28 protein-coding genes are annotated in these 23115 nt (G+C 71.2%); 18 read left to right on the top strand and 10 right to left on the bottom strand.

Annotated features, from left to right (window positions below; genetic code table 11):
• Window positions 1-88: 88 nt before the first annotated feature.
• The 6 genes from SD460_RS23250 to SD460_RS23225 all read left to right on the top strand — a co-directional run bounded on the left by SD460_RS23250 (window position 89) and on the right by SD460_RS23225 (window position 7136).
• Window positions 89-1387 (top strand): ABC transporter substrate-binding protein, encoded by a 1299-nt coding sequence (locus SD460_RS23250; RefSeq protein ID WP_290057798.1) that lies wholly within the window; start codon window positions 89-91, stop codon window positions 1385-1387.
• 5 nt (window positions 1388-1392) lie between these two features.
• On the top strand, window positions 1393-2382 hold the full coding sequence (locus tag SD460_RS23245) for a carbohydrate ABC transporter permease (protein ID WP_290057797.1): 990 nt from the start codon (window positions 1393-1395) through the stop codon (window positions 2380-2382).
• The gene (locus tag SD460_RS23240; RefSeq protein WP_290057796.1) at window positions 2379-3236 is read left to right on the top strand and encodes a carbohydrate ABC transporter permease; all 858 of its coding nucleotides are present in this window, start codon (window positions 2379-2381) and stop codon (window positions 3234-3236) included. The genes SD460_RS23245 and SD460_RS23240 overlap by 4 nt, the downstream gene beginning before the upstream one ends.
• Before the next feature lie 2 nt (window positions 3237-3238).
• Complete coding sequence (locus tag SD460_RS23235; RefSeq protein WP_438860844.1) at window positions 3239-4645, top strand: GH1 family beta-glucosidase; 1407 nt, start codon at window positions 3239-3241, stop codon at window positions 4643-4645.
• Between the two features lie 350 nt (window positions 4646-4995).
• The gene (locus SD460_RS23230) at window positions 4996-6762 is read left to right on the top strand and encodes an IlvD/Edd family dehydratase (protein ID WP_318306725.1); all 1767 of its coding nucleotides are present in this window, start codon (window positions 4996-4998) and stop codon (window positions 6760-6762) included.
• A gap of 71 nt (window positions 6763-6833) precedes the next feature.
• Window positions 6834-7136, top strand: a complete 303-nt coding sequence (locus SD460_RS23225) for a DUF3040 domain-containing protein (protein WP_290059298.1) — start codon at window positions 6834-6836, stop codon at window positions 7134-7136.
• 19 nt (window positions 7137-7155) lie between these two features.
• On the opposite strand, the gene SD460_RS23220 is transcribed toward SD460_RS23225, so the two are convergent.
• Window positions 7156-8283 (bottom strand): NAD(P)-dependent malic enzyme, encoded by a 1128-nt coding sequence (locus tag SD460_RS23220; protein WP_318306724.1) that lies wholly within the window; start codon window positions 8281-8283, stop codon window positions 7156-7158.
• 70 nt (window positions 8284-8353) lie between these two features.
• Here SD460_RS23220 and SD460_RS23215 point away from each other — a divergent pair, with 70 nt between their 5' ends.
• Window positions 8354-8965: a UdgX family uracil-DNA binding protein gene (locus SD460_RS23215; RefSeq protein ID WP_290059300.1), complete on the top strand. Its 612-nt coding sequence runs from the start codon at window positions 8354-8356 to the stop codon at window positions 8963-8965.
• Window positions 8966-8969: 4 nt separating this feature from the next.
• Here SD460_RS23215 and ku read toward each other — a convergent pair whose 3' ends face one another.
• Both ku and SD460_RS23205 read right to left on the bottom strand, forming a co-directional pair.
• Window positions 8970-9875, bottom strand: a complete 906-nt coding sequence (gene ku / locus SD460_RS23210) for a non-homologous end joining protein Ku (protein WP_290059301.1) — start codon at window positions 9873-9875, stop codon at window positions 8970-8972.
• Window positions 9876-9938: 63 nt separating this feature from the next.
• Entirely contained in the window at window positions 9939-10133 is a 195-nt protein-coding gene (locus SD460_RS23205; protein ID WP_290059302.1) for a hypothetical protein, read from the bottom strand.
• 188 nt (window positions 10134-10321) lie between these two features.
• On the opposite strand from SD460_RS23205, the gene SD460_RS23200 reads away from it, so the two are divergent.
• Window positions 10322-10531, top strand: coding sequence for a hypothetical protein (locus SD460_RS23200; RefSeq protein ID WP_290059304.1), 210 nt, complete (start codon window positions 10322-10324; stop codon window positions 10529-10531).
• 384 nt (window positions 10532-10915) lie between these two features.
• Here the strand turns inward: SD460_RS23200 and SD460_RS23195 are convergent, their stop codons facing one another.
• Together SD460_RS23195 and SD460_RS23190 are read right to left on the bottom strand one after the other, a co-directional pair.
• Window positions 10916-11647, bottom strand: coding sequence for an ANTAR domain-containing response regulator (locus SD460_RS23195; protein ID WP_290059329.1), 732 nt, complete (start codon window positions 11645-11647; stop codon window positions 10916-10918).
• Between the two features lie 211 nt (window positions 11648-11858).
• Window positions 11859-12821 (bottom strand): TIGR03557 family F420-dependent LLM class oxidoreductase, encoded by a 963-nt coding sequence (locus SD460_RS23190; RefSeq protein ID WP_290059305.1) that lies wholly within the window; start codon window positions 12819-12821, stop codon window positions 11859-11861.
• Between the two features lie 120 nt (window positions 12822-12941).
• Here SD460_RS23190 and SD460_RS23185 point away from each other — a divergent pair, with 120 nt between their 5' ends.
• From SD460_RS23185 to SD460_RS23175, 3 genes are read left to right on the top strand one after another with little or no spacing between them, the layout of a single operon-like run.
• On the top strand, window positions 12942-13271 hold the full coding sequence (locus SD460_RS23185) for a plasmid stabilization protein (RefSeq protein ID WP_290059306.1): 330 nt from the start codon (window positions 12942-12944) through the stop codon (window positions 13269-13271).
• 59 nt (window positions 13272-13330) lie between these two features.
• Window positions 13331-13777, top strand: coding sequence for an ATP-binding protein (locus SD460_RS23180; RefSeq protein WP_290059307.1), 447 nt, complete (start codon window positions 13331-13333; stop codon window positions 13775-13777).
• Window positions 13774-14565, top strand: a complete 792-nt coding sequence (locus tag SD460_RS23175) for a SigB/SigF/SigG family RNA polymerase sigma factor (RefSeq protein WP_290059308.1) — start codon at window positions 13774-13776, stop codon at window positions 14563-14565. The genes SD460_RS23180 and SD460_RS23175 overlap by 4 nt, the downstream gene beginning before the upstream one ends.
• Before the next feature lie 32 nt (window positions 14566-14597).
• Here the strand turns inward: SD460_RS23175 and SD460_RS23170 are convergent, their stop codons facing one another.
• Window positions 14598-16094 (bottom strand): CYTH and CHAD domain-containing protein, encoded by a 1497-nt coding sequence (locus SD460_RS23170; protein ID WP_290059309.1) that lies wholly within the window; start codon window positions 16092-16094, stop codon window positions 14598-14600.
• 126 nt (window positions 16095-16220) lie between these two features.
• On the opposite strand from SD460_RS23170, the gene SD460_RS23165 reads away from it, so the two are divergent.
• Both SD460_RS23165 and SD460_RS23160 read left to right on the top strand, forming a co-directional pair.
• Window positions 16221-16763 (top strand): hemerythrin domain-containing protein, encoded by a 543-nt coding sequence (locus tag SD460_RS23165; RefSeq protein WP_290059310.1) that lies wholly within the window; start codon window positions 16221-16223, stop codon window positions 16761-16763.
• Between the two features lie 8 nt (window positions 16764-16771).
• Complete coding sequence (locus SD460_RS23160; protein ID WP_290059312.1) at window positions 16772-17572, top strand: GAF and ANTAR domain-containing protein; 801 nt, start codon at window positions 16772-16774, stop codon at window positions 17570-17572.
• 8 nt (window positions 17573-17580) lie between these two features.
• Here SD460_RS23160 and SD460_RS23155 read toward each other — a convergent pair whose 3' ends face one another.
• The 3 genes from SD460_RS23155 to SD460_RS23145 all read right to left on the bottom strand — a co-directional run bounded on the left by SD460_RS23155 (window position 17581) and on the right by SD460_RS23145 (window position 19502).
• Window positions 17581-18045: a hypothetical protein gene (locus SD460_RS23155; protein WP_290059313.1), complete on the bottom strand. Its 465-nt coding sequence runs from the start codon at window positions 18043-18045 to the stop codon at window positions 17581-17583.
• Between the two features lie 70 nt (window positions 18046-18115).
• Entirely contained in the window at window positions 18116-18955 is an 840-nt protein-coding gene (locus SD460_RS23150) for an aldo/keto reductase (RefSeq protein ID WP_290059315.1), read from the bottom strand.
• A gap of 85 nt (window positions 18956-19040) precedes the next feature.
• Window positions 19041-19502 (bottom strand): SRPBCC family protein, encoded by a 462-nt coding sequence (locus SD460_RS23145; protein ID WP_290059317.1) that lies wholly within the window; start codon window positions 19500-19502, stop codon window positions 19041-19043.
• Between the two features lie 119 nt (window positions 19503-19621).
• Between SD460_RS23145 and SD460_RS23140 the strand changes: the two genes are divergently transcribed.
• The 3 genes from SD460_RS23140 to SD460_RS23130 are packed head-to-tail and all read left to right on the top strand — an operon-like array spanning window position 19622 to window position 20600.
• Window positions 19622-20035 (top strand): phage holin family protein, encoded by a 414-nt coding sequence (locus SD460_RS23140; RefSeq protein WP_290059319.1) that lies wholly within the window; start codon window positions 19622-19624, stop codon window positions 20033-20035.
• Window positions 20032-20340 (top strand): DUF3618 domain-containing protein, encoded by a 309-nt coding sequence (locus SD460_RS23135; protein WP_290059321.1) that lies wholly within the window; start codon window positions 20032-20034, stop codon window positions 20338-20340. The genes SD460_RS23140 and SD460_RS23135 overlap by 4 nt, the downstream gene beginning before the upstream one ends.
• Window positions 20337-20600 carry a DUF4235 domain-containing protein gene (locus SD460_RS23130; RefSeq protein ID WP_290059322.1) on the top strand — a complete coding sequence of 88 codons (264 nt, stop codon included), beginning with the start codon at window positions 20337-20339 and terminating at the stop codon, window positions 20598-20600. The genes SD460_RS23135 and SD460_RS23130 overlap by 4 nt, the downstream gene beginning before the upstream one ends.
• Before the next feature lie 47 nt (window positions 20601-20647).
• Here SD460_RS23130 and SD460_RS23125 read toward each other — a convergent pair whose 3' ends face one another.
• Window positions 20648-21016: an STAS domain-containing protein gene (locus SD460_RS23125; RefSeq protein WP_290059324.1), complete on the bottom strand. Its 369-nt coding sequence runs from the start codon at window positions 21014-21016 to the stop codon at window positions 20648-20650.
• 166 nt (window positions 21017-21182) lie between these two features.
• On the opposite strand from SD460_RS23125, the gene SD460_RS23120 reads away from it, so the two are divergent.
• Window positions 21183-22484: an NAD(P)/FAD-dependent oxidoreductase gene (locus tag SD460_RS23120; protein ID WP_290059326.1), complete on the top strand. Its 1302-nt coding sequence runs from the start codon at window positions 21183-21185 to the stop codon at window positions 22482-22484.
• Window positions 22484-23032: a hypothetical protein gene (locus tag SD460_RS23115; protein ID WP_290059328.1), complete on the top strand. Its 549-nt coding sequence runs from the start codon at window positions 22484-22486 to the stop codon at window positions 23030-23032. The genes SD460_RS23120 and SD460_RS23115 overlap by 1 nt, the downstream gene beginning before the upstream one ends.
• The last annotated feature ends 83 nt before the right edge of the window (window positions 23033-23115 follow it).

The following is a 23115-nucleotide window of genomic DNA, read 5'->3' as shown; positions in this document are numbered from 1 at the left end:
CAGCAGACTCTGCGACACCTGGGAGCGCTCCCAGATCGGGCTCCCAGCAGTGAGAGCGCTCATTCCCGTCAACAAGGTGGTTGGACACGTGAGAACGATCCGGAACGGCCTGGTCCTGGCACTGGGCATCACGATGACGGCGCTCGGCGCCACGGCCTGCGGTAGCGGTGGTGACCAGACGCCGGCCGCCGCGAACCCGAACGAGCACGTCGAGCTCACGCTGTCGACGTTCACCGAGTTCGGCTACGAGGCACTCATCCCGGAGTACGAGCGGCTGCACCCGAACATCAAGATCACCCACCGCAAGACCGGCCAGGGTGGCCCCTACCACCAGGACCTCATCACCAAGCTGGCCGCCGGCTCGGGTCTCGCCGACGTCGCCGCGGTGGAAGAGGGCCACCTGTCCGACGTCCTCGACAAGGGCTCGAAGTTCAACGACCTGAGCAAGATCGGGCCCGCCGACGCCTCCCCCGACCGCTGGCTCGGCTGGAAGTACGACGCCGCCAAGACCAAGGACGGCAAGGTCATCGGCTACGGGACCGACATCGGCCCGCTCGCCATGTGCTACCGCAAGGACATGTTCAAGGCCGCCGGCCTGCCCGACGACCCCGAGGCCGTCAAGCCGCTGTTCGCCACCTGGGACAGCTACTTCGCCGCCGGCGCGGACTACTCCGCCAAGACCAAGAAGGCCTGGTTCGACTCGGCCGCGCAGAACTTCAACGCCATGGTCAACCAGCTCCCCCAGGGCTACATCGGCAGCGACGACAAGCTCGCCGTCGAGGGCAACCAGGGCATCAAGGACGCCTGGACCAAGGTCACCGACGCCGTCGCCAAGGGCGAGTCGGCCAAGCTGACCGCGTTCAGCAACGAGTGGAACACCGGCTTCAAGCAGGGCGCGTTCGCGACCAAGGTGTGCCCGGCGTGGATGCTCGGCGTGATCAAGGAGCAGGCCGGCCCGGAGAACGCGAACAAGTGGGCCGTCACCGCGGCCTTCCCGGGCGGCGGCGGCAACTGGGGCGGCTCGTACCTGACCGTGCCCACGCAGTCGAAGCACCCGAAGGAAGCCGCCGAGCTGGCCGCGTGGCTGACCGCGCCGGAGCAGCAGATCAAGGCGTTCCAGGCCAAGGGCACCTTCCCGAGCCAGGTCAAGGCGCTGTCGGACCCCGCGCTGCTGAGCCAGACCGACGCCTACTTCGGCGGCGCGAAGGTCGGCGAGCTGTTCGCCGAGCAGGCCAAGAAGGTCCAGAAGCCGCAGTACAAGGGCCCGGGTGACGGCCAGATCCAGGAGAACGCCTCGAGCCCGGCACTGCAGGCGGTCGAACAGGGCAAGTCGGCGGCGGACGGCTGGCAGCAACTGGTCGACCAGGCGAAGAAGATCACCCGCTGACCAAGATGACCGTCATCGACAAAGTCGCGCCGGAAGGGAGCAAGGCCGGGGAGCGCACGTCTCCCCGGCCCACCTTCCGGCACAAGCTGAGCCGGTGGGACGTCAAGGTATCGCCGTACCTCTACGTCGCACCGTTCTTCATCGTGTTCGGGATCGTCGGGCTGTTCCCGCTGCTCTACACCGCGTACGTCTCGATGTTCAAGTGGAAAGCCGGGGACGACGACCCGCAATTCATCGGCTTCGACAACTTCAAGGAGCTGTTCGCCGACAGCCAGTTCTGGAACGCGCTGACCAACACGGTCAGCATCTTCCTGCTCTCCAGCGTCCCGCAGCTCATCATCGCGGTGCTGCTGGCGGCGTTGCTGGGTGCCCGGCTGCGCGGCGCGACCGGCTGGCGCGTCGGCATCCTGCTGCCGTACGCCGCCAGCCTCGTCGCGATCGGCATCATCTTCGCCAACCTGTTCGGCCCCAAGTACGGGCTGATCAACGGGGTGCTGCAGACGATCGGGCTGGACCCGGTCGACTGGCAGGCCAGCCGCTTCGGCAGCCACGTCGCCATCGCGATCATGGTCAACTGGCGCTGGACCGGCTACAACGCCCTGATCGTGCTGGCGGCCATGCAGGCCATCCCGAAGGAACTGCACGAGGCGGCGCTGATCGACGGCGCGGGCACCTGGCGCCGGTTCACCGCCGTCACCCTGCCGCTGCTGAAGCCCACGCTGATCTTCGTCACCATCACCTCGACGATCGGCGGCCTGCAGATCTTCACCGAACCCAAGCTGTTCGACGCCCTGCCCGGGTCGAACAACGGCGGTTCGACCAACCAGTTCCAGACCGTGACGCTGTACCTGTACCAGTCGGCGTTCGAGAACTACAACCTCGGCTACGCCTCGGCGATCGCCTGGGTGCTGTTCGTGATCATCGTGCTCATCGCGCTGGTGAACTTCTTCCTCACCGGCCGGCTGGCACGCACCCCGGCGGTGAAGAAGAAATGACGACGCTCCAGAGTGGACTGCGGAAGTCCGTCGCCACGCTCGGGAAACCCCGCAAGGCGACGTACATCGTGCTCGCCATCTTCGTGCTGGGTTCGCTGTTCCCGTTCTACTGGTCGTTCCTGGTGGCCAGCCGCGACAACGGGATGCTCACCGAGCGCATCCCGCCGTTCGTCCCCGGCGGCAACTTCTTCGCCAACGCCGCCCGGGTGTTCGACACCGTCCCGTTCTGGAAGGCACTGGCCAACAGCGTCATCGTGTCCGGCACGGTCACGCTCACGACGGTGCTGTTCTCGTCGCTGGCCGGGTTCGCCTTCGCCAAGCTGCGGTTCAAGGGCCGCAACGGGATGTTCGTGTTCATCGTCGTCACGCTCGCCGTGCCGACGCAGCTCGGCATCATCCCGCTGTTCATCGCGATGTCGGAACTCGGCTGGGCGGGCGGCCTGCAGTCGGTGATCGTGCCCAACCTGGTCACCGCGTTCGGCGTGTTCTGGATGCGCCAGTACACAGTGGACGCTCTGCCGTACGAGCTCATCGAGGCCGCGCGCGTCGACGGCTGCAGCATGATCCGGATCTTCTGGAACGTCTGCCTGCCCGCCGTGCGCCCGGCCGCGGCGATCCTCGCGATGTTCACGTTCATGACGTCCTGGAACGACTTCCTGTGGCCGCTCGTCGTGCTGGACGCGGGCAACCCGACCGTCCAGGTCGCGCTGGAGAAGCTCCAGAGCGGTTATTACGTCGACTATTCGCTGGTGCTGGCCGGCACGACCCTGGCCACCATCCCGATCCTCATCGTCTTCGTCCTCCTCGGCCGCCAGATCGTGGCCGGGATCATGCAAGGTGCCGTGAAAGGGTGAACATGTCCGTACATCCCGACGCCGTTCGGGCGGAGACCGCGCTGATGTTCCCGCCCGGATTCGTCTGGGGCGCCGCCACCGCGGCGTTCCAGGTGGAAGGGGCCACCACGGCCGACGGTCGCACCGACTCGGTCTGGGACGTCTTCGCGCGCCGTCCGGGTGCGGTCGTGGGCGGCGACACCGGCGACCCGGCGGCCGACCACTACCGCCGGTACACCGAAGACGTCGCCCTGATGCGGCGCCTCGGGCTCGGCGCCTACCGCTTCTCGCTGGCCTGGCCGCGGGTGCGGCCCGACGGCGGCGAGCCGAACGCCGCCGGGCTCGCCTTCTACGACCGGCTGGTCGACTGCCTGCTGGAGGCGGGCGTCCAGCCGTGGGCGACGCTCTACCACTGGGACCTGCCGCAGGCACTGGAGGAGAAGGGCGGCTGGACCTCGCGGGACACCGCGTACCGCTTCGCCGAGTACGCCGAGACGGTGCTGGAGCGCCTCGGCGACCGCGTCGCCAGCTGGTCGACGCTGAACGAGCCGTGGTGCGCGGCGATGCTGGGCTACGCGGGCGGCATCCACGCGCCGGGCCGCACGGACCACCCCGCGGCCGTCGCGGCCACCCACCACCTGCTGCTCGGGCACGGCCTGGCGATGGACGCCATCCGCCGCCACGCCCCGGGCGTCCCGGCCGGGATCACGCTGAACCTGTACCCGGTCACCCCGCACGACCCGGCGAACGTCGCCGACGTCGCCGCGGCCCGGCGCATCGACGGCCTGCAGAACCGGCTGTTCCTCGACCCCGTGCTGCGCGGCGGCTACCCGGACGACCTGGTCGCCGACCTCGCGCCGTTCGGGCTCGGGGACGTGGTGCGGGAGGAGGACGCGGCGATCATCGCGGCGCACGTCGACTGGCTGGGCGTGAACTACTACCGCGACTACCGCGTCGCGGGCCGCCCGGTGCCGGACAGCGAACCGGCGGGCCCGGAGTGGGTGGGCGCCGGCGACGTCCACTTCGTCCCGGACCCGGCGGCCCCGCGCACGGACTCGGGCTGGGAGGTCCAGCCGGCCGGCCTGACGGAGTCGCTGCTGCAGGTCCACCGCGGCTACCGCCCGGTCCCGCTGTACATCACGGAGAACGGCGCGGCCTACCCGGACGTCGTCGGCGACGGCGGTGACATCGTCGACACCGACCGCGTGGCCTTCCTCGACTCCCACCTGCGAGCCGCGCACGACGCCCTGGCGGCGGGGGTGGACCTGCGCGGGTACTTCTACTGGTCGCTGCTCGACAACTTCGAGTGGGCCGAGGGTTACGCGAAGCGGTTCGGGCTGGTCCACGTGGACTACGAGACCCAGGTCCGCACGCTGAAGCGCAGCGCGCAGTGGTACTCCCGGGTGATCGGGATGAACGGCCTGGGCTGAGCCCGTGGGGGTTCGTGGCGGCCACCGGCGCGGGTGGCCGCCACGTCCCGCACGCCCGGTCTCGCACGACGTGAATGACTCATTCCTGTCACCAGACGACATGAATGAGTCATTCACGTCGTTTGGCCGGCCACCAAGGATCGCAGGCACCCACGAGAACGGACACCGACGAGGACCCAGACCCCCCGCACCCCGATCCGAAGCCGAAACACGGCCGACGGCGCCGGGTCAAGGCATCTTTCCCGCCTTGACGCGGCGCCGCCGGCCGTAGTCACAATGACAGCTTCGGGGTGCCGGAAGCTCCCGTCAAGGGCGTGCATTCCCGGGCCGCCATTGACAGACTGGCCGGTATGGGACTGCGCAGCGAAGCTTGGTTCAACAACCCCGCCGACCCCGGGATGACCGCGCTCTACCTCGAGCGGTACATGAACTGGGGCCTCACCCGGGAGGAACTGCAGTCCGGCAAGCCGATCATCGGGATCGCGCAGACCGGCTCCGACCTGTCCCCCTGCAACCGGCACCACCTGCAGCTCGCCGACCGCACCCGCGAAGGCATCCGCGAAGCGGGCGGGATCGCCATCGAGTTCCCCGTCCACCCCATCCAGGAGACCGGCAAGCGCCCGACCGCCGCCCTCGACCGGAACCTCGCTTACCTCGGCCTCGTCGAGACGCTCTACGGCTACCCCATCGACGGCGTCGTCCTGACCACCGGCTGCGACAAGACCACCCCCGCGTGCCTGATGGCCGCCGCGACCGTCGACATCCCGGCCATCGTGCTGTCCGGCGGCCCCATGCTCAACGGCTGGCACAACGGCGAGCGGACCGGGTCCGGGACCATCGTCTGGAAGGCCCGCGAGCTGCTCGCCGCCGGGGAGATCGACGACGCCGAATTCATGGAGCTCGTCGCTTCCTCAGCGCCGTCGCCCGGGCACTGCAACACCATGGGCACCGCCTCCACGATGAACGCGCTCGCCGAAGCGCTCGGGATGAGCCTGCCCGGCTGCGCGGCCATCCCGGCACCGCACCGCGACCGGGCGCGGATGGCCTACCGCACCGGGCTGCGGATCGTCGAGCTGGTGCGCGAAGACCTGAAGCCGTCGGACATCCTGACGCGCGAGGCCTTCGAGAACGCCATCGTCGTGAGCTCGGCCATCGGCGGCTCGACCAACGCGCCCATCCACATCGGCGCGATCGCCCGGCACATCGGCGTCGACCTGCCCCTCGACGACTGGCAGCGGCTCGGCCACCACGTCCCGCTGCTGGTCGACCTGCAGCCCGCGGGCAAGTACCTCGGCGAGGAGTTCCACCGCGCCGGCGGCGTCCCGGCCGTCGTGCACGAGCTGATGCGCCACCAGCTGATCCACGAAGACGCCCGCACGGTCAACGGCCGCACGCTCGGCGAGAACTGCCGCGACGCCGAGGCCGGCGACCGGGACGTCATCCGCACGTTCGGCACGGCCCTCACCGAGGATGCCGGGTTCCTCGTCCTCAAGGGCAACCTCTTCGACGCGGCGATCATGAAGTCCAGCGTCATCTCCCCGGAGTTCCGGCGCCGCTACCTGGCCGGCGGCGTCTACGAGGGCACCGCGGTCGTGTTCGACGGCCCGGAGGACTACCACGCCCGCATCGACGACCCGGACCTCGGCGTCGACGAGCACTCGCTGCTGGTGATGCGCGGCACCGGCCCGCTCGGCTACCCGGGTTCCGCGGAGGTCGTGAACATGCGCCCGCCCGCCGAGCTGATCAAACGCGGTGTGCACGAGCTGCCGTGCCTCGGCGACGGGCGCCAGTCGGGCACGTCCGGCTCGCCGTCGATCCTCAACGCCTCCCCCGAAGCCGCGGCGGGTGGCGGGCTGGCCGTGCTGCGGTCCGGCGACCGGGTCCGGATCGACCTCGCCGCGGGCACCGCCGACGTCCTGATCCCGGACGAGGAACTCGCGCTGCGGCACAAGGAGCTCGCCGAGGCGGGCGGTTACCCGGTGCCGGCGGCGCAGACGCCGTGGCAGGAGATCCAGCGGTCGATGGTCGACCAGCTCTGCGACGGCATGGTGCTGCGCCCGGCCGTCGCGTACCAGCGGATCGCCGAGACGAAGGGCATTCCCCGCGACAACCACTGATTTCCCGCGAAGGCCGCATTGAACGGGCGCGGAGGGGGTACCACTCCGGTAGCCGAGGCCAGGAGGACCCCATGCTTCCGGAGCGAGAACACCACGCGCTGCGCGAAATCGAAGCGGAGCTGCAGGCCAGCGACCCCGCGTTCGCCGCCGCCTTCACCGGGCGCAAGCTGCGCGGGCTCAGGCGCTGGAACCTGCTGCTGGTGCTCTGCGACGTCACCGCCGTCGTGATGCTGCTCGTCGGCCTGTTCGCCAAGGACGCCGCACTCGTGCTCTGGGGCACGGTGAGCGCGGGCGCGCTGGTGGCGTGGCACATCGCCCGCGCCGAATCGGCCCGCGAGGCCACCGAAGACGACGCCGCACCGGCCGCGCCGTGACCCGCTGGTCCACAGTGGACTAGCCGGCGGCCTTCGCCGCGCCCGTCACCGCCTCGGCCACCGCGGGCACCAGCGACTCGTCGAACACGCTCGGGACGATCCGCCCCGGCTCCAGGTCCTCCCCCACGACGTCCGCGAGCGCGTGCGCCGCCGCGAGCAGCATCTGCGGCGTCACCCGCGGCGCGCCCGAGTCGAGCAGGCCGCGGAACATCCCCGGGAACGCCAGCACGTTGTTGATCTGGTTGGGGAAGTCGCTGCGCCCGGTCGCGACGACCGCCGCGTGCCGCCCGGCCGCGGCCGGGTCGACCTCCGGGTCCGGGTTGGCCAGCGCGAACACGATCGCGCGCTCGGCCATGACCTCGACGTCGTCCGGCGCCAAGAGCCCGCCGGTGCTGACGCCGATGAAGACGTCCGCGCCGCGCAGGGCGTCCTTCAGCGAGCCGGTGGTGCCGCCCGCGTTGGTGTTCTCCGCGAGCCAGCCCTTCTCCCCCGTCAAGTCGCGGTCCTCGTGCAGGGCGCCTTCGCGGTCGCAGACGACGATCCCGTCGGACCGGTAGCCGGCCCGCAGCAGCAGCCGGGCGATCGCGCTGCCCGCCGCGCCGGCGCCGGAAATGACGACCGACGTCCCGTCCGGGGCGCGGCCGGTCAGCTTGAGCGCGTTGTGCAGCGCGCCGAGCACGACGACCGCGGTGCCGTGCTGGTCGTCGTGGAAGACGGGGATGTCGAGCTCGTCGTGCAGCCGCCGTTCGACGGTGAAGCAGCGCGGGGCGGCGATGTCTTCGAGGTTGATCGCGCCGAACGACGTCGCGAGGTCCTTCACCGTGCGGACCAGGTCGTCCGGTTCGCGGCTGACCGGGCAGATCGGCCAGGCGTCGACGTCGGCGAAGCGTTTGAGCAGGGCCGCCTTGCCCTCCATCACCGGCAGGGCGGCGGCCGGGCCCCGGTCGCCGAGCCCGAGCAGCGCGGACCCGTCGGAGACGATGGCGACCGAGTTGGCCTTGACCGTCTCGCGGCCGAGCACCGACGGGTCGTCGGCGACCTGCTCCGCCTGGTCCGCGACGCCGGGCGTGTAGTGCTCGGCCAGGTCTTCGGGGGTGTCCAGGGCGACCCGGACCGCCACTTCCACTTTGCCTCGGCTGCGCGTCATGGCGGCCGGGTACCCGCGTGGGCGCCGGTCAGTCGTTTGGCCCGTCGGCGCACCGGGAACTTCCGGGGACATGCCCGATTCCCGCGGTGCCGAGCCACCGGACACCACCGACCTCGGCCGCCTGCGCTCGGCGGCGGCCGGGTGCCAGGGGTGCGCGTTGTACCAGGACGCCACGCAGACCGTGTTCGGCGAAGGCCCGGCCGGGGCGAAGGTCCTCGTCGTCGGCGAACAGCCGGGCGACAAGGAGGACGTGGCGGGCGAGCCGTTCGTCGGCCCGGCGGGCAAACTGCTGGACCGCGCTTTCGAGGAAGCGGGCTTCGACCGGCAGTCACTGTACGTGACGAACGCGGTGAAGCACTTCAAGTTCAAGCGCGAGGGGAAGCGCCGCATCCACCAGAAGCCGGGTCGCACCGAGGTGGTCGCGTGCCGCCCGTGGCTGCTGGCGGAACTGCGCGCGGTGCGCCCGGACCTGGTGCTGCTGCTGGGTGCGACGGCCGCGCAGTCGTTGCTGGGCCCGGACTTCCGGCTCACCCGGCACCGGGGCGAGCCGCTGGACCTGCCCGGGGCGCCGGCCGCGATGGCGACCGTGCACCCGTCGGCGGTGCTGCGGGCGCCGGACCGGGACGAGGCCTACGCGGCTTTCGTGGCGGATCTGAAGGCGGCGGGCAAGCTGCTCGGCTGACCGGTCACGAGGCTTTCAGCGCCTTCTCCAGCTCGGCGCGCGTCATCTTCGAGCGGCCCTTGACGCCCTGCTCGCGAGCGAGCTTTTCCAGGTCGGCCTTGGACAGCTCGGCGAGTTCCTGCTTGGCCGGCTTCTTGCGGTTCTTCACGCTGCGCGACAGCGCCTCGAAGAGGTCGACGACGTCGGCCGAGGCCTCCGGCTCCTCTTCGTGCGTGATCTCCTTGCCCGCCTGCTTGGCCTTGACCAGCTCCTCGACGCGCTTCGAGTACTCGTCGCGGTAGTCCTCGGGCTTCCAGGGCGCGGTCATCTCGTCGACCAGCGCGAGCGCCATGTCGAGCTCCTTCGGCCGCGGCTTCGGCACCTCGGGCAGCTCGCCCATGACGTCCGCCGGCTTCCGGAGGTCCGCGACGAAGTGCAGGGTGTTGAGCACCATGACGCCTTCACCGGCGCGGATCGCAGCGAGGTATTCCTTGCCGCGCAGCACGAACTTCGCGATGCCGGCCTTCTCGCTGCGGTCCATCGCCTGCAGCAGCAGGCCGTACGCCTTGGCGAAGTCCTCCTTCGCCGGCTTGAGCCAGTACGTCTTGTCGAAGAACCACGGGTCGATGTCGCCGAGCTCGACGAACTGCTCGATGTCGATCCGGCGGGACCGTTCGGGCGCGATCTCGTCCAGCTCGTCCGGCTCGACGAGCACGTGGTCGCCGCCACCGAGGTCGTAGCCCTTGACGATCTCGTCCTGCCCGACCTCGTCGCCGGTCCGCTCGTTGACGCGGCGGTTGCGGATCCGGTCCGACGTGCCGCGTTCGAACTGGTGGAAGTGGATCGTGTGGTCCGCCACCGCGGGGTACAGCTCCACGGGGACCGTGACCAGCCCCAGGCTCAGCGCGCCGCTCCACACCGGTCTCGCCATGTCGACCTCCTCACGAGCAGCGATACCCGTGTGGCGGCCTCTCGAAACTCAGCGTGACGAAGGTCAGGCGACCTCGCTGGCGCGGCCGGGGCGGTGCAGGCCGAGCATCTCCAGCAGCCGCGCGCAGTCCTCGGGGTCCTTGGCCTGAGCGGCGACGGCCAGCGCCGCCTTGTGCCGGGTGCGTTCCTGCTCCGGTGTGTCGAGGCCCTCCAGGAGAAGGTCCGCCACCGGTTGCAGGTCGTTCCGCTTGTCTCGCATCTCCGCTCCCCTCCGGGCATCCGCCAGTGCGTCTCGCCGGCCGATTACCCCGGATCGCTCCCTGAAACACAGGAGGCACCGGACGCGACTCCGGAGACAGCGAACGTTAGGCCGACCGAGTGAATTCGCCCGGTGAAGGCCCAGGAGACGGCAAGGTAGGTGAGACCCACGTCACAGCAGGAGGTCGAATGGGCACCCAGATCCGCATCAGCCGCGAGAGCGGCTCACTCCCCTGCGAGGTCTGCGGCTTCCCGACGATGCACGTGGCGCAGGTCGTCGCGGACGACGGGACGGTGCTCGGCCGCACGCTGGTGTGCACGACCTGCCAGCTCGGCCGCAGCCGCCCGGAACCGGCCGCCGAGCCCGACGCTCCCCCGGACGAGGTCCCCGCGGGCTGAAGGGGACGTTCAGGGCATGTGGTGAGGTGAAGGGGACGTTGCTGGCGTGTGATGCCTTGAACGTCCCCTTCAGGGCAGCCTGGCCACGGCAGGAGGTGGCTGGTCTGCGGGACGTTGTAGGCGGCCGGCGGGACTCGGGGCCGGCTCGGGGCTGCCTGCCGACGGCCGAACCCGGGCCGGCGGAGTCCAGGAGGGGAACCCCGGGCCGGAACCGGCCGCCGCCGAGGGCCCGCTTGGCGGCGCTCGGCCGACGGGCCGCGGACTCGACCAGCGGGCCGCCGCGGACTCGGCTGACGGGCCGCCACACGGATGGCCAGCAGGACTCGGGACTGCCGGGCCGCGGCGGCCGGCCGGGCTTGGCCGGCCGAGCCGCGCGGCTCAAACCTAAGCCGTCGTCGTTGCCACCGCGGCCACGAACTCCGCCGCGACCTCGTGCAGTTTCCGGTTCCCGTCCTGCGACCGCTTCACCAGCCGCTGGAACGCTTCCTCCGCCGTGATCCGGTGCGCCGCCATCAGGATCCCCTTGGCCTGGTCGATCACCGCACGGGTCTCCAGCGCCCGGTTCAGCTGATCGACCACATCGCGGGCCGCCAGGTACCGGCGGGCGCTGCGCAAGCCGAACACCACCGTGGCCGTGTACAGCTCCAAGATCTTCGTGCTCAGCTCGCTGAAACCGTGCTCGCCGAAGCCGAACAGGTTGACCGCGCCGGACATGTCCTCGTCCACCGTCAGCGGGGCCGCCAGGAAGCTGGCCACGCCCAGTTGCTCCGCCGCCGTCACGAACTGGGGCCACAGGTCGCCCACCGCGCCGACGCCGACCCGGACCGGCTGGCCGGTCTCGGCGGCGCGCAGGCACGGGCCGTCGCCGATGCGGTATTGCTCGCGGTCGAAGTTGACCGCTCGCTGGTCGGTGCTCGCCACCGTTTCCGGTACGCCGTCGCGTACGAGGGTGATGCTCGCCATGTCCGCTCCCGGCACCACGTGCACCACGTGGTCGCAGACCGCCTGCAGCATCTGACCGAGGTCGAGCTCGGTGTCCAGCATCGCGGTCAGCGACTCCATCGCGACCGTGACTTCGTCCAGTCGTGCGGTGAGCTGCTCGTGGCCGCCCATCATCTGGTTGACGCCCTTCATCCTGTTGCCTCAGGGCGCTCTTACACCAGGGAGGACCCGGGCGCGCGCCACTAGTGGGCCGCTAGCGCTTTAACGGGTCCGACGCGAGATTACTGCATCGCGATCGGCACGGGCGCAAGCGGTCACCACGATGGCGCGCCACACGGCCGTTCGGAGCAACGGCCGGTCCGAAGTGGACTACACCGGGCGCGGGCTAGCCGCGCAGGGCCGGGAGCAGCTCCTTCTCGGCGAAGTCGAGGAAGCCTTCCTGCTGGTCGCCGCCGATCTGGATCAGCGCGACGTCGGTGAAGCCCGCCTTCTCGAACTCGCGGACGCCTTCGACGATCGGCTCCACGTCCGGGCCGCAGGCGATGGAGCCCGCGACGTCCTCCTCGCGGACGAACTGCGTCGCGCCGGCGAACCCGGCCGGGCCCGGCAGCTCGGCGTTGACCTTCCAGCCGCCGGCGAACCAGCGGAACTGCTCGTGCGCGCGCTTCACCGCGGCGTCGCGGTCGGGGCCCCACGAGACCGGCAGCTGCGCGATCTTGCGGGTCGGCGGCCCGAGCCGGGTCGCGTCCCATTCGCGGGCGAGCTCCACCTTCGGCTCGACCGCGACCATCGCGTCGGCGACCGGGGCGAACCGCCGCACCGACTGCGAGCCGGACACCGCGACGGCGATGGGCGTCCGCTTCTCCGGCAGGTCCCACAGCTTCGCGGAGTCGACGCGGAAGTGCTTGCCCTCGTAGTCGAAGTGCCCGCCGTCGAACAGGCCGCCGATGATCTGCAGGGCCTCGGCGAGCATGTCGTGCCGGACGTTGGCCGGCGGCCAGCCGCGGCCGACGACGTGCTCGTTGAGGTTCTCGCCCGCGCCGAGCCCCAGGGTGAACCGGCCGGCCGACAGCGCCTGCACGGTCGCCGCCTTCTGCGCCACCACAGCCGGGTGGTAGCGCATGATCGGGCAGGTCACGTAGGTCATCAGCTCGACGCGCTCAGTGCTCTGGGTGACCGCGCCCAGCACGCTCCAGGCGTACGGCGCGTGGCCCTGCTCGGCCAGCCACGGCGAGTAGTGGTCGCTCATCACCTCGAAGTCGAAGCCGGCCGCTTCCGCCCCGGCGGCGAACCGGACCAGCTCGTTCGGCCCGGTCTGCTCGGTCATCAGCGTGTAGCCGATCCGCATCGGTGCCTCCTCTCCGTCAGCCCGTGGCGTACCCGGCCGATGCGGTGGGCAACCGCGCGCAGACGACGTTTGCCGGGAGATCAAGTGGGTATCCGGGATCGAAAGGCGAAGGGAGCAGCCATGCCTCAGTCGTGGAGCGGCAAACGTGAACGCCAGTACGAACACATCAAGGACTCGGCCGAGGACCGTGGCGCGAGCACCAAGCGGGCCGAGGAGATCGCGGCCCGGACGGTGAACAAGAACCGCGCGCAGGCGGGCGAGTCCCGGCAGGCGAGCAAGACGTCCCTGCGGGACAAGTCCCCGCAGCAGCGCGGCGGCGAGCGGTCGGGCAACCGCAAGGGCCCGGGCGGGCCGACGAAGGACCAGCTCTACAACGAAGCCAAGAAGAAGAACATCGACGGCCGCTCGAAGATGTCGAAGAAGGAACTCGAACGGGCGCTGGGCCGGTGACGGCCGAAACCCCCCAACCACCGGTGTCGGCCTTCGCCCAGATGGGTAGTACCTCCAGCATGGAAGAAAAAGAAAGTGGCTCGTCCGGCGGCAAACCGACCGTCGACGAGATGCTCGACGAGCTCGTCGAGCTGCGGCTCCCCGCGATGGCGGAGCAGATCCCCCTGGTCCGCATGCTCACGCACGGCGTGGTCTCGCGCGCGGACTTCGGGCTGGACGCCATCGCCGACGCGAAGATGGCCGTCGACGAGGCCTGCGCGCAGCTGGTCCAGCTCGCCGAGCTGGGGTCGCAGCTGCAGTGCCGCTTCCGGCTCGCCGTCGACGGGCTGCACGTGGTCGTCTCGACCCGCTCGACCGACCCGCGCCCGCCGAGCGACCGCACGTTCGGCTGGCACGTCCTGACCACCCTGAGCCGGTCGGTGACCGCGCACTGCGACGTCCTCCCCGGTGGAGGCGCGGGCATCGTCACGATCGAGCTGGTCCTCAACCCGGGAACGAGCGCGTGAGCGGCGAGCGCAAAACCGTCCTCCACCGCCCGGACGAATACGCCCACTGCGAACCGCTGTTCGAGGAGCTGGGCGAGCTCGACGCCGACGACCCGCGGCGGGACGTCGTCCGGAGCAAGCTCGTGACCGAGCTGCTGCCGCTCGCCGAGCACATCGCGACGCGGTTCTCCGGCCGCGGCGAACCCCGCGAGGACCTGGTCCAGGTGGCCCGGATCGGCCTGATCAACGCGGTCGACCGGTTCGACCCGACCCGCGGCCACGATTTCCTGTCCTTCGCGGTGCCGACGATCATGGGCGAGGTCCGGCGCCACTTCCGCGACACCGGCTGGTCGGTGCGCGTCCCGCGCCGGCTCAAGGAACTGCACCTGTCCCTGAGCCAGGGCTCGGCGGTGCTCTCGCAGCGCCTCGGCCGGGCCCCGACCCCGACGGAACTGGCCGAGCACCTGGGCCTGGACGTCGACGAAGTGCGCGAAGGCCTGATGGCGGGCAACGCGTACCAGGCGCTGTCGGTCGACAAGCCCGTGCACGACGACGCCGAGGCGCTGTCGCTGGCGGACACGATGGGCGAACCGGACCACGAGATGGCCATGGTGGAGAACCACGAGGCCCTCCAGCCCCTGCTGCAGGAACTGCCCAAGCGCGAACGCGCGATCCTGGTCATGCGGTTCTTCGGCGGGCTGACCCAGACCCAGATCGCCGACCGCGTCGGCATTTCCCAGATGCACGTCTCGCGACTGCTGTCGCAGACCCTCGAGCAGCTGCGCGGCAAGCTGACCGGAGAAGGTTAGGCGGCGGCCGGCCCGGGCCGGCCGCCGCGCGGTCACCCCTTCCGGAGCCGCCGCCACTGCTTCTCGAACAGCTTCCGCAGCCGCTCCGCCCGCTCGGCGTCGCGGCCGTACAGCACCCCGAACGTGAACGTGTTCTGCCCCTCGCCGTGCCCGGCGATGGCGAGGTGGTGCAGGACCTCCCGGCCGACGACGGTGTCCTGGTGCGCGCCGAGCGTCTCCTGGACCGCCTTCACGTCACGGCGCCACTTCCGCACCTTCTTGCCGGCCACCGGCTTCACCGTGTCGGCGGCGTACCGGGCCCGCTTCGCCTTCTTCCGGACGTCGTGCAGCGCCCGTTCCAGCTCCTGGCCCGTCAGGCCGTGGGTCGCCGCCTCCGCGCGGGCCAGCTTGCCCGCCGCCTTGCGCAGCGGCTTGCGCAGCCCGGCCTTCGCCGGCTTGCGTGCCTTCGCGGTCAACGGCGGGTCCGTGACCAAGGCGTCCAGCGCCCGCAGGAGCGCGAAGTAGCGCTTGCCGGTCAACGCGGTCAGCGCCCGTGTACGTCCCTCCTCCGCCTCGCGGGCGAAGTAGCGGGTCAGGAACTGGCGCAGCGGCCCGAACACCAGCTCGCCCGGCAGCTCGTCGAGCTGTGCGCGCAACCGCTCCTCGGTGACTTCGGTGTCCCTGGCCGGGGCCAGCTGCTGCCCGAGCCACTGCAGCTCGGCCGCCAGGCCGGCGGTCTTCTTCCCGTCGAGCACCGACCCGAAGGTGCGAAGCGTGCTCCGCAGCTTCCGGGCCGAGACGCGCATCTGGTGCACGGAGTCCTCGACGTCGAGCCGCACACCGACGTCCGCGCGGCGCAACCGGGCCACGTGCTCGCGCAGCGACGCCAGCACGACGTCTCCCGCCGACGGCTTCTTGCCGGGGCGCGGCGGCGCCGGGACGCGGTCGCCGACCAGGCGGCGGAGCTTCGACGACCACGGCGACGCCGAGGCGCCGGCTTCGGCCAGCGCGCGGTCGAAGTCCTCGAGCAGGCCCGGTTCGGTGTCCGGGTCGAGCTCCAGCTCCAGCTCGCGCCACTCGTCGAGCCGCGCGGTCTCCCCGCCTGCCTCGCCGGTCACGTGGTCGTCGGTGAGGGTCGCCACCGTGCGGCCGTCGGCGGCCGCCAGCCGGTGGGCGAACCGGTCGGTGCGCAGGTGCGCGACCGGGACCAGCTTCTCCCCCAGCGTGTACGCGCGCACCAGGCGCCGGAGCCGGCCGGGCACCTTCCGCACGTCCGCGCCCAGTGGGAGCTGGATCTCCTGCCGCTCGTCGGCGGACACCGGCAGCTTGAGGTGCCAGCCCGCGTCGTGCCCGCCGACCCGCCGCCGCAGCGTGATGCCGGCCGCGGCGAGCCGGAAGGTCTTCGTGTCGTAGTAGGAGGCGTCGAGGATCTGCTCGACCGGGTCGTCCTGCGTCACGACGCCCGCGACGCCGATCAGCCGGGGCACGCCGCTGCCCGCCGGGATTTCGTACTTGCGTTCGCGCTCGATCACCGACGACGGCGCCGCCATGGTCGTCCTCCCTGGAGTCCGGTTCTCCTCTTTGCATACCCGGCGCGCGACCGGCCGACACGGGGATTCGGCGCGCGAGCAGCGGGTATCCGTCCCGGAAACCCCGAGCCCGGACCAGGAGCGTGCATGAACGGCAGCCAGCCCGCAACCGACCTGACGATCGTCCTCGCCGGTGACCACCGGGAGCTCGACCGGCTCGCCACCGAGCTCGAACTCGGCCAGGGCAGCCCGGAGAACCGCAAGGAACTCTCGGACCACCTGATCGCGGAGCTGGTCCGGCACGCCGTGGCCGAGGAGGAGTTCATCGACGGCGAAGGCGACCTCGCCGAAGCCGAGCGGCTGATGCGGCAGATCGAAGGCGCTGGCCCGCAGGAGACCCGGTTCGAGCTGCTGCTGAGCGCGCTGATCCGCGCGGTCCGGCGGCACGTCCGCGACGAAGGACCCGCGGCCGTGACCGAGGTCCGGCGCCGGTGTTCGCCCGAACGGCGGACCGCGCTGGGCCGGGAGGTCCTCGAAGCCCGGGACGCCGCTCCGACGGTGCCCCACCCGGACCTGGCCGACCGGGTACCGGCGGCCGAGCAGCTGTGGCCGGGGCCGGGCTTCGTCGACCGCGCCCGGACGGCGTTGCGCGAGCCCGGGCGCGGCGAGGGCGCATCGGCATCAGGTTGAATGGACGGATGAGCGTCAGCGAAGAGGAGTGGGCCCGGGACCGGATCTCGTTCGGGCAGGACGGCGTCCGGGCGCCCGGGCCGCTGGCGGCGCAGTTCGCCGACCTCACGCGGACGCTGCTCGACGTGACCCCGACCGTCGGCGGCGTGCTCAAGCTCGTCGTCGGCGCCGCGGTCGCGATCGTCCCGGACGCCCACCTGGTCAGCGTCACCCTGCGCGACCCCGACGGCCGGTTCCACACGCCGGTCGAGACCGACCCGGTGGCCCTGGTGCTCGACCAGCTGCAGTACGACCACGGCGAAGGCCCGTGCGTCGAATCGGCCCGCCCGGACGGCCCGGCCGTCGGGTGGTCACAGGACGTCGGACGCGACCCGCGGTGGCCGTCGTTCGGCCCGGCCACCGCCCGGCACGGCTACCACTCGGTGCTGGCGACGGCCCTCGTCCCGGACGCCCGCCCGCCGCGCCTGTCGGGAGCGCTCAACATCTACTCGCGGACGCCGGGCGCGTTCGACCGCGAAGCCATCGACAGCGCGCTCCTGCTGGCCACACACGCGTCGCTGGCGCTCGCCCACACCGAAGCCGTCGCCGCGGCCGACCTGGAAGCCGAGCACCTGCGGCGCGCGGTGGACAGCCGGGACGTCATCGGCCAGGCGAAGGGCATCCTGATGCAGCGCCGCGGCATCACGGCCGACGAAGCCTTCGACGTCCTGCGACGCACGTCCCAGGAGCTGAACGTCAAGCTCGCGGACCTCGCGCACACCCTCGCCACCCGGCACACCGAGATCGACCTCCCGGCGGCCGAGGGCTGAGGCGCTCCCTACTGGGCCGAGTACGGGGACCGGTTCTCCAGCGTCGGGCTGACGTCCGGGTACTGACCGGCCTGGCCGGGTACCGGCGTCACCGTCGGGGTCTGCGGCTCCACCCGCTGCCGCCGCCCGCCGCGCTGGACGACCGCCTCGACCTCCTGCTCGCCGCGGATGCGGGCCAGTACGCCGAGCGTGATCGCGTGGGCGATCGCGAGGATCAGCAGCAGCACGCCGAGCCGGCCGACGACACCCGGCAGGTCGCTGCCGCCCATGTCGATGGTCGAGATCAGCGCCAGTACACCCAGCGTCGCCAGGTGGAACAGCACCGTGACCAGGCGGGTCATCGAAGCACCCGCCGCCGGATCGCCGTAGGAGTTCTCCAGGTAGCGGCGGCCGCTGCGGTAGATGATCTGCCCGTCGATGAAGACCAGCGCGATGCCGATCGCGAGGAACGACAGATACGCGTTCGTGGTCATGCCGGGTTGCTCCTTCCAGGGGGACCTTGCCGGAGGGATACCCGTCGTGTCGCGCAGGGAAACGCCTCGGTCACCCCGTGAAAGCGTCCGGGTCCGGTCCGGTGCGCCGTCCGGCGTCGAGCTTGCCGATCGCGGCCATGTCCTCGTCGTCCAGCTCGAAGCCGAACACGTCGATGTTCTCCCGCATCCGTTCGGGCGACACCGACTTCGGGATCACGATGTTCCCGAGCTGGAGGTGCCAGCGCAGGACCACCTGCGCGGCCGTCCGCCCGTGCTTGCCCGCCAGGTCGGCGAGCACCGGGTCGCCGAGCACTTCGGCCTGCGCGAGCGGGCTCCACGCCTCGGTCGCGATGCCGTGCTCTCGGTGGTAGGCGCGCAGTTCGGGTTGCTGCAGCGCGGGGTGCAGCTCGATTTGGTTGACCGCGGGCACGGTGCCGGTTTCCTCGGCGAGCCGGTCGAGGTGCGCCGGCTGGAAGTTCGACACGCCGATCGCGCGCGCCTTGCCCGCCCGCAGGATTTCCTCGAAGCCCTGCCAGGTGCGGACGTAGTTCTCCTTGTGCGGCAACGGCCAGTGGATCAGGTACAGGTCGACGTGGTCGAAACCGAGCCGCCGCAGGCTGCCTTCCAGCGCGGTGATCGCGTTGTCGTGGCCGTGCGCGTCGTTCGCCAGTTTCGTCGTGACGAAGACGTCTTCGCGGTTCAGGCCCGACTTCGCGATCCCCGCGCCGACACCCTCTTCGTTCCGGTACATCTGCGCGGTGTCGATGTGGCGGTAGCCCGCTTCGAGAGCGGTCCGCACGGCTTGCGCGGTTTCTTCCGGCGGGATCTGGAAAACGCCGAACCCGAGCTGCGGGATCCGCACGCCGTTGTTCAGCTCGACGGTGGGAACGTCGGTGTCGGTGGTCGTCATGGATGCGGCCTACCCGTGGTTTCCGGACGCGAAACACGGCGGAGCGGCTGTCACCGCCCCGCCGTGCCCGTTCACCCCGATCGGGTTACTTCCCCGGGCGGTCCACTTCACCGCGCCAGCCGCCGGACTCGCGGCCGCGCTGCTCGATGTACTCCTTGAACCGCTTCATGTCGCCCTTGACCCGGCGGTCGAGCACGCCCAGCTTGTCGGCGACGTTCTCGGCGAACCCCTCCGGGTCGATGTCCATCTGCGCGGTGACGCGCGTGTGCCCGTCACCGAGGCGGTGGAAGGTGATGACGCCGGCGTGGTCCGGACCGGAATCGGACGTCCACGCGACCCGCTCGTCGGGGTGCTGCTCGGTGATCGTCGCGTCGAATTCGCGCGTCACGCCACCGAAGCGCGTCACCCAATGGGTGTGGGTGGCGTCGACCTGGCGGATCTCTTCGACGCCTTCCATGAACCGCGGGAATTCCTCGAACTGCGTCCACTGGTTGTACGCGGTGGAAACGGGGACTTCCACGTCCACGATTTCGGTGATCGTGCCCATGCACTCCTCCTGGTCGATGGTGGAATTCCCCGGCTACCCGGTCGTTCCGCGGGCAAAACGCGCCGTGATTGACCCGGCCGTGAGCCGGGTACCCGGCGGCCAGGCGAAGGAGGTGTTCCGTGATCGAAGAAGTGAACGAGAAACCGGCGGCGGACCGTTCCGTCGGCGAACTGGTGACGGACTTGACCGGCGAAGTCAAACGACTGGTCCGGGACGAGATGCGGCTCGCGGTCTTCGAACTGCAGCGCAAGGGCAAGAAGATGGGCGTCGGCGCCGGGTTGTTCGGCGCGGCGGGGTTGTTCGCGCTGTTCGGCGCCGGCACGCTGGTCGCGGCCGCCGTGCTGGCGCTCGCGCTGGTCCTGCCCGGCTGGCTCGCGGCCGTGCTCGTCGCGGTCGCGCTGTTCCTCATCGCGGGGATCGCGGCGCTGGTGGGCAAGAAGGAAGTGACCCAGGCGGTGCCGCCGGTACCCGAGGAAGCGATCACCGGCGTCCGCGAAGACGTGGACACCGTGAAGCAGGGGGTGCGGACATGAGCGGCGACTTCCCGAAGAACGCCGAGGAGGCGCGCCTCGACCGGGACACCACCCGGGAGGAGCTCACCGAGACCCTGGAAGCGCTCGGGCAGAAGCTCGACGTGAAGAACAGGGTCAAGGAGAACGTCGACGAGAAGCTCGACGTGGCGACCGCGAAGGTCGCCGAGGTGACGAACGAGCCGACCGCGGTCAAGTTCCGCCAGGGCGCCGACGCGGTCCGGGCCAACCCGGTGCCGGTGTTCGCGGGTGTGCTCGGGCTGCTGATCGTGATCCGCCTGATCACGCGACGGAGGAAAGACTCGTGAACAAGGTGCTGTACAAGCCGCTGAGCTGGGTGGTGGGTGCCCTCGGCGGCATCCTCGCCGGCCAGGCCTTCAAGCAGGTCTGGAAGCGGGTGGCCGGCGAAGAAGACGCGCCCGACGCCACCGACCGCGACTACACCTGGCAGCAGGTGGTCATCGCGGCGGCGGTGCAGGGCGCGATCTTCGCCGCCGTCAAGGCGGCCACGGAACGAGCGGGTGCGGTCGGCTACCGCAAGGCGACCGGCGACTGGCCGGACGACTGACCCGGCTCAGTCCACAGTGGACGGCAGGAGGCGTGGCCGCCGGGCGGTCACGCCTCCCGGCCGGGCTCGGTCGTGAGACCGGCGAGCGCCGGACCCACCCGCGGGTGGACCTTCAGCACCAGGTCGGCGCCGGTCGCCTCCAGCGAGCGCGACACCGCGTGGCCGCCGACGACGACGGCGAGGTCGGTGCGGTCGTTCGCCACCAGCAGCGACCGGACGCCGGCGCAGCTGAGGAAGGCAACCCGCGTCAGGTCGACGATGATCGGCCCGCCCTCGGCGAGGGCTTCGTCGAGGGTTCCGACGGTGGCGGCGTCGATGTCGCCCACCAAGGTGACGACGCGGACCCCGCCCGGACGCTCGGTCGTGGTAGCGGTCAAGCCCGCGGGCTCGTAAACCGTTCGGAAGATGTCGTGCATGGCGCTCCCTTTCGCAGCGTGCAGGGGCGCTGACCGGAGCACGTGTCTGAACAACAGCCAACACCCTGACCGTACGCGCCTGTGCCGAGAGGTCAACCCGCGGGTTTCCCCGCCCCGACCTCGGGTAATCGGAGGACGACCAGGTCAGAGCGAGGAAAGGGGATCCATGCGAGTCGTGATCGTCGGCGGCGGTTTCGCCGGGTACCACGCGGCGAAGAGCCTGCGCGGAGAAGCCGGCGAAGACGTCGAAGTCGTCGTGCTGAACCCGACGGACTACTTCCTCTACCTGCCCTTGCTGCCGGAAGTGGCGGCCGGGATCCTCGACCCGCGGCGGGTCGCGGTGTCGATCCCCGACACCCTGCCCGGCGTCCGCCTGGTGCTGGGGAAGGCGACGGGCGTCGACTTCGACGCCCGCGCCGTCGTCTACACCGACCCGGAGGACCAGGAGCACCGCATCCGGTACGACCGGCTGGTGCTCGCCGCGGGCAGCGTCAACAAGCTGCTGCCGATCCCCGGCGTCCCCGAGTACGCGCACGGCTTCCGCGGCGTGCCGGAAGCGTTGTACCTGCGCGACCACATCACCCGGCAGATCGAACTGGCCGCCGCGGCGGACGACCCGGCCGAGCGCGACGCGCGCTGCACGTTCGTGGTGGTCGGCGCGGGCTACACCGGGACCGAGGTGGCCGCGCAGGGCCCGGCGTTCACCGCCGCGCTCGCCGCGCGCCACCCCGAGCTCGACGGGCAGCGGATCCGCTGGCTGCTGCTGGACGTCGCCGAGCGCGTGCTGCCCGAACTGGACAAGCGGCTCGGGCGGACCGCCGACCGGGTGCTGCGCTCGCGCGGGGTCGAGGTGCTGATGAAGACGTCGGTGGACCACGCCGACGCCAAGGGCGTGACGCTGACGAACGGCGACCCGGTGCCCACCCGCACGCTCGTGTGGTGCGTCGGCGTGCGGCCGGACCCGCTGGTGGCGGAGATCGGCCTCGAGACGGCGAAGGGCAGGCTGGTGGTCACCGAGCGGCTGAACGTGCCGGGCCGCGACGACGTGTTCGCCTGCGGTGACGCCGCCGCCGTCCCGGACCTCACCCGCCCCGGCCAGTACACCGCGATGACGGCGCAGCACGCCGAGCGGCAGGGCAAGCTCGCCGGGCGCAACGTCGCGGCGTCGCTCGGCTACGGCCAGGCCGGGACCTACCGGCACCACGACCTCGGCTTCGTCGTCGACCTCGGCGCCGGTGCCGCCGCGGCGAACCCGTTGCACATCCCGCTGTCCGGGCTCCCGGCGAAGGCCGTGACGCGCGCGTACCACCTGATGGCGATGCCCGGGAACCGGGTGCGGACGGCCGCGGACTGGCTCCTGGAGCGGCTGACCGGCCGCCAGACCGTCCAATTGGGACTCGTCCGGTCCGGAGCGGTCCCGCTCGACACGGATTCGCCGGAACTCCCCCGCCGTGGAAAGGATTCCTGATGGCCGCCGAACCCCTGCGCTCCGAAGGCCCGTCCGTGGTGATCGCCGGCGACCCGGCGGGTGCCAAGGTGATCGTCCTCGACCCGGCGGGCGCCGCGAAGCACGACGAACTGCCCGCCAGCTGGCGGCCACTGGCCGAGCGGCGCGCGATCTTCTGGTGCCGCCTCCCGACCGGCGGCGCCCGCACCGAAGCCGACGACCTCCTCGGCGACGCCGGCCCGGCCGACCCGGAGATCACGGTGGTGGCGAGCGGCCCGTTCGCGTCGGAAGCACTCCAGCTGGCCGAACGCCACCCGGGCGCGGCGGCCCAGCTCCTCCTGGTCGACCCGGCCTCGGACGCGTTCCTCACGACCGGCGACGCGATGGCGGCGAACGAGGCCTGGCTGGCCGAGCACGAGGACGCCGTGGCGAGCCTGCGGGAGGCGGGCACGGTGGTGCGGGTGGTGGCGTCGAGCAGCGCCGGCCCGGACGACCGGGTGCCCCCGCCGCTGCCGCTGGGTCACCCGGAGGTGGTGGCGGCGGTCCGGATGGCCCTCGGCGACCGCTGAGCTCCCCCGGTCCGGCTCAAGCGCCCCAATGTGGCGTTCGGTGCGTCTGACGCACCGAAGGCCGCCTTGGGTGCGTCAGACGC

The sequence above is a fragment of the Amycolatopsis solani genome (genome assembly GCF_033441515.1).
GTDB lineage: Bacteria > Actinomycetota > Actinomycetes > Mycobacteriales > Pseudonocardiaceae > Amycolatopsis > Amycolatopsis solani.
The sequence above is the reverse complement of the archived record's forward strand: the minus strand, read 5'-3'. Positions and strand labels throughout refer to the sequence as shown.

Bases quoted from the DNA above. Each gene is read 5' to 3' on its own strand.
- SD460_RS23225 (WP_290059298.1), top strand. From the start codon at position 6,834: ATGCTTCCGGAGCGAGAACACCACGCGCTGCGCGAAATCGAAGCGGAG.
- SD460_RS23205 (WP_290059302.1), bottom strand. From the start codon at position 10,133: ATGCGAGACAAGCGGAACGACCTGCAACCGGTGGCGGACCTTCTCCTG.
- SD460_RS23185 (WP_290059306.1), top strand. From the start codon at position 12,942: ATGCCTCAGTCGTGGAGCGGCAAACGTGAACGCCAGTACGAACACATC.
- SD460_RS23135 (WP_290059321.1), top strand. From the start codon at position 20,032: ATGAGCGGCGACTTCCCGAAGAACGCCGAGGAGGCGCGCCTCGACCGG.
- SD460_RS23230 (WP_318306725.1), top strand. From the start codon at position 4,996: ATGGGACTGCGCAGCGAAGCTTGGTTCAACAACCCCGCCGACCCCGGG.
- SD460_RS23245 (WP_290057797.1), top strand. From the start codon at position 1,393: ATGACCGTCATCGACAAAGTCGCGCCGGAAGGGAGCAAGGCCGGGGAG.
- SD460_RS23180 (WP_290059307.1), top strand. From the start codon at position 13,331: ATGGAAGAAAAAGAAAGTGGCTCGTCCGGCGGCAAACCGACCGTCGAC.
- SD460_RS23170 (WP_290059309.1), bottom strand. From the start codon at position 16,094: ATGGCGGCGCCGTCGTCGGTGATCGAGCGCGAACGCAAGTACGAAATC.
- SD460_RS23215 (WP_290059300.1), top strand. From the start codon at position 8,354: ATGCCCGATTCCCGCGGTGCCGAGCCACCGGACACCACCGACCTCGGC.
- SD460_RS23150 (WP_290059315.1), bottom strand. From the start codon at position 18,955: ATGACGACCACCGACACCGACGTTCCCACCGTCGAGCTGAACAACGGC.
- SD460_RS23125 (WP_290059324.1), bottom strand. From the start codon at position 21,016: ATGCACGACATCTTCCGAACGGTTTACGAGCCCGCGGGCTTGACCGCT.
- SD460_RS23145 (WP_290059317.1), bottom strand. From the start codon at position 19,502: ATGGGCACGATCACCGAAATCGTGGACGTGGAAGTCCCCGTTTCCACC.
- SD460_RS23235 (WP_438860844.1), top strand. From the start codon at position 3,239: ATGTCCGTACATCCCGACGCCGTTCGGGCGGAGACCGCGCTGATGTTC.
- SD460_RS23195 (WP_290059329.1), bottom strand. From the start codon at position 11,647: ATGATGGGCGGCCACGAGCAGCTCACCGCACGACTGGACGAAGTCACG.
- SD460_RS23165 (WP_290059310.1), top strand. From the start codon at position 16,221: ATGAACGGCAGCCAGCCCGCAACCGACCTGACGATCGTCCTCGCCGGT.
- SD460_RS23240 (WP_290057796.1), top strand. From the start codon at position 2,379: ATGACGACGCTCCAGAGTGGACTGCGGAAGTCCGTCGCCACGCTCGGG.
- SD460_RS23200 (WP_290059304.1), top strand. From the start codon at position 10,322: ATGGGCACCCAGATCCGCATCAGCCGCGAGAGCGGCTCACTCCCCTGC.
- SD460_RS23115 (WP_290059328.1), top strand. From the start codon at position 22,484: ATGGCCGCCGAACCCCTGCGCTCCGAAGGCCCGTCCGTGGTGATCGCC.
- ku (WP_290059301.1), bottom strand. From the start codon at position 9,875: ATGGCGAGACCGGTGTGGAGCGGCGCGCTGAGCCTGGGGCTGGTCACG.
- SD460_RS23155 (WP_290059313.1), bottom strand. From the start codon at position 18,045: ATGACCACGAACGCGTATCTGTCGTTCCTCGCGATCGGCATCGCGCTG.
- SD460_RS23220 (WP_318306724.1), bottom strand. From the start codon at position 8,283: ATGACGCGCAGCCGAGGCAAAGTGGAAGTGGCGGTCCGGGTCGCCCTG.
- SD460_RS23120 (WP_290059326.1), top strand. From the start codon at position 21,183: ATGCGAGTCGTGATCGTCGGCGGCGGTTTCGCCGGGTACCACGCGGCG.
- SD460_RS23160 (WP_290059312.1), top strand. From the start codon at position 16,772: ATGAGCGTCAGCGAAGAGGAGTGGGCCCGGGACCGGATCTCGTTCGGG.
- SD460_RS23190 (WP_290059305.1), bottom strand. From the start codon at position 12,821: ATGCGGATCGGCTACACGCTGATGACCGAGCAGACCGGGCCGAACGAG.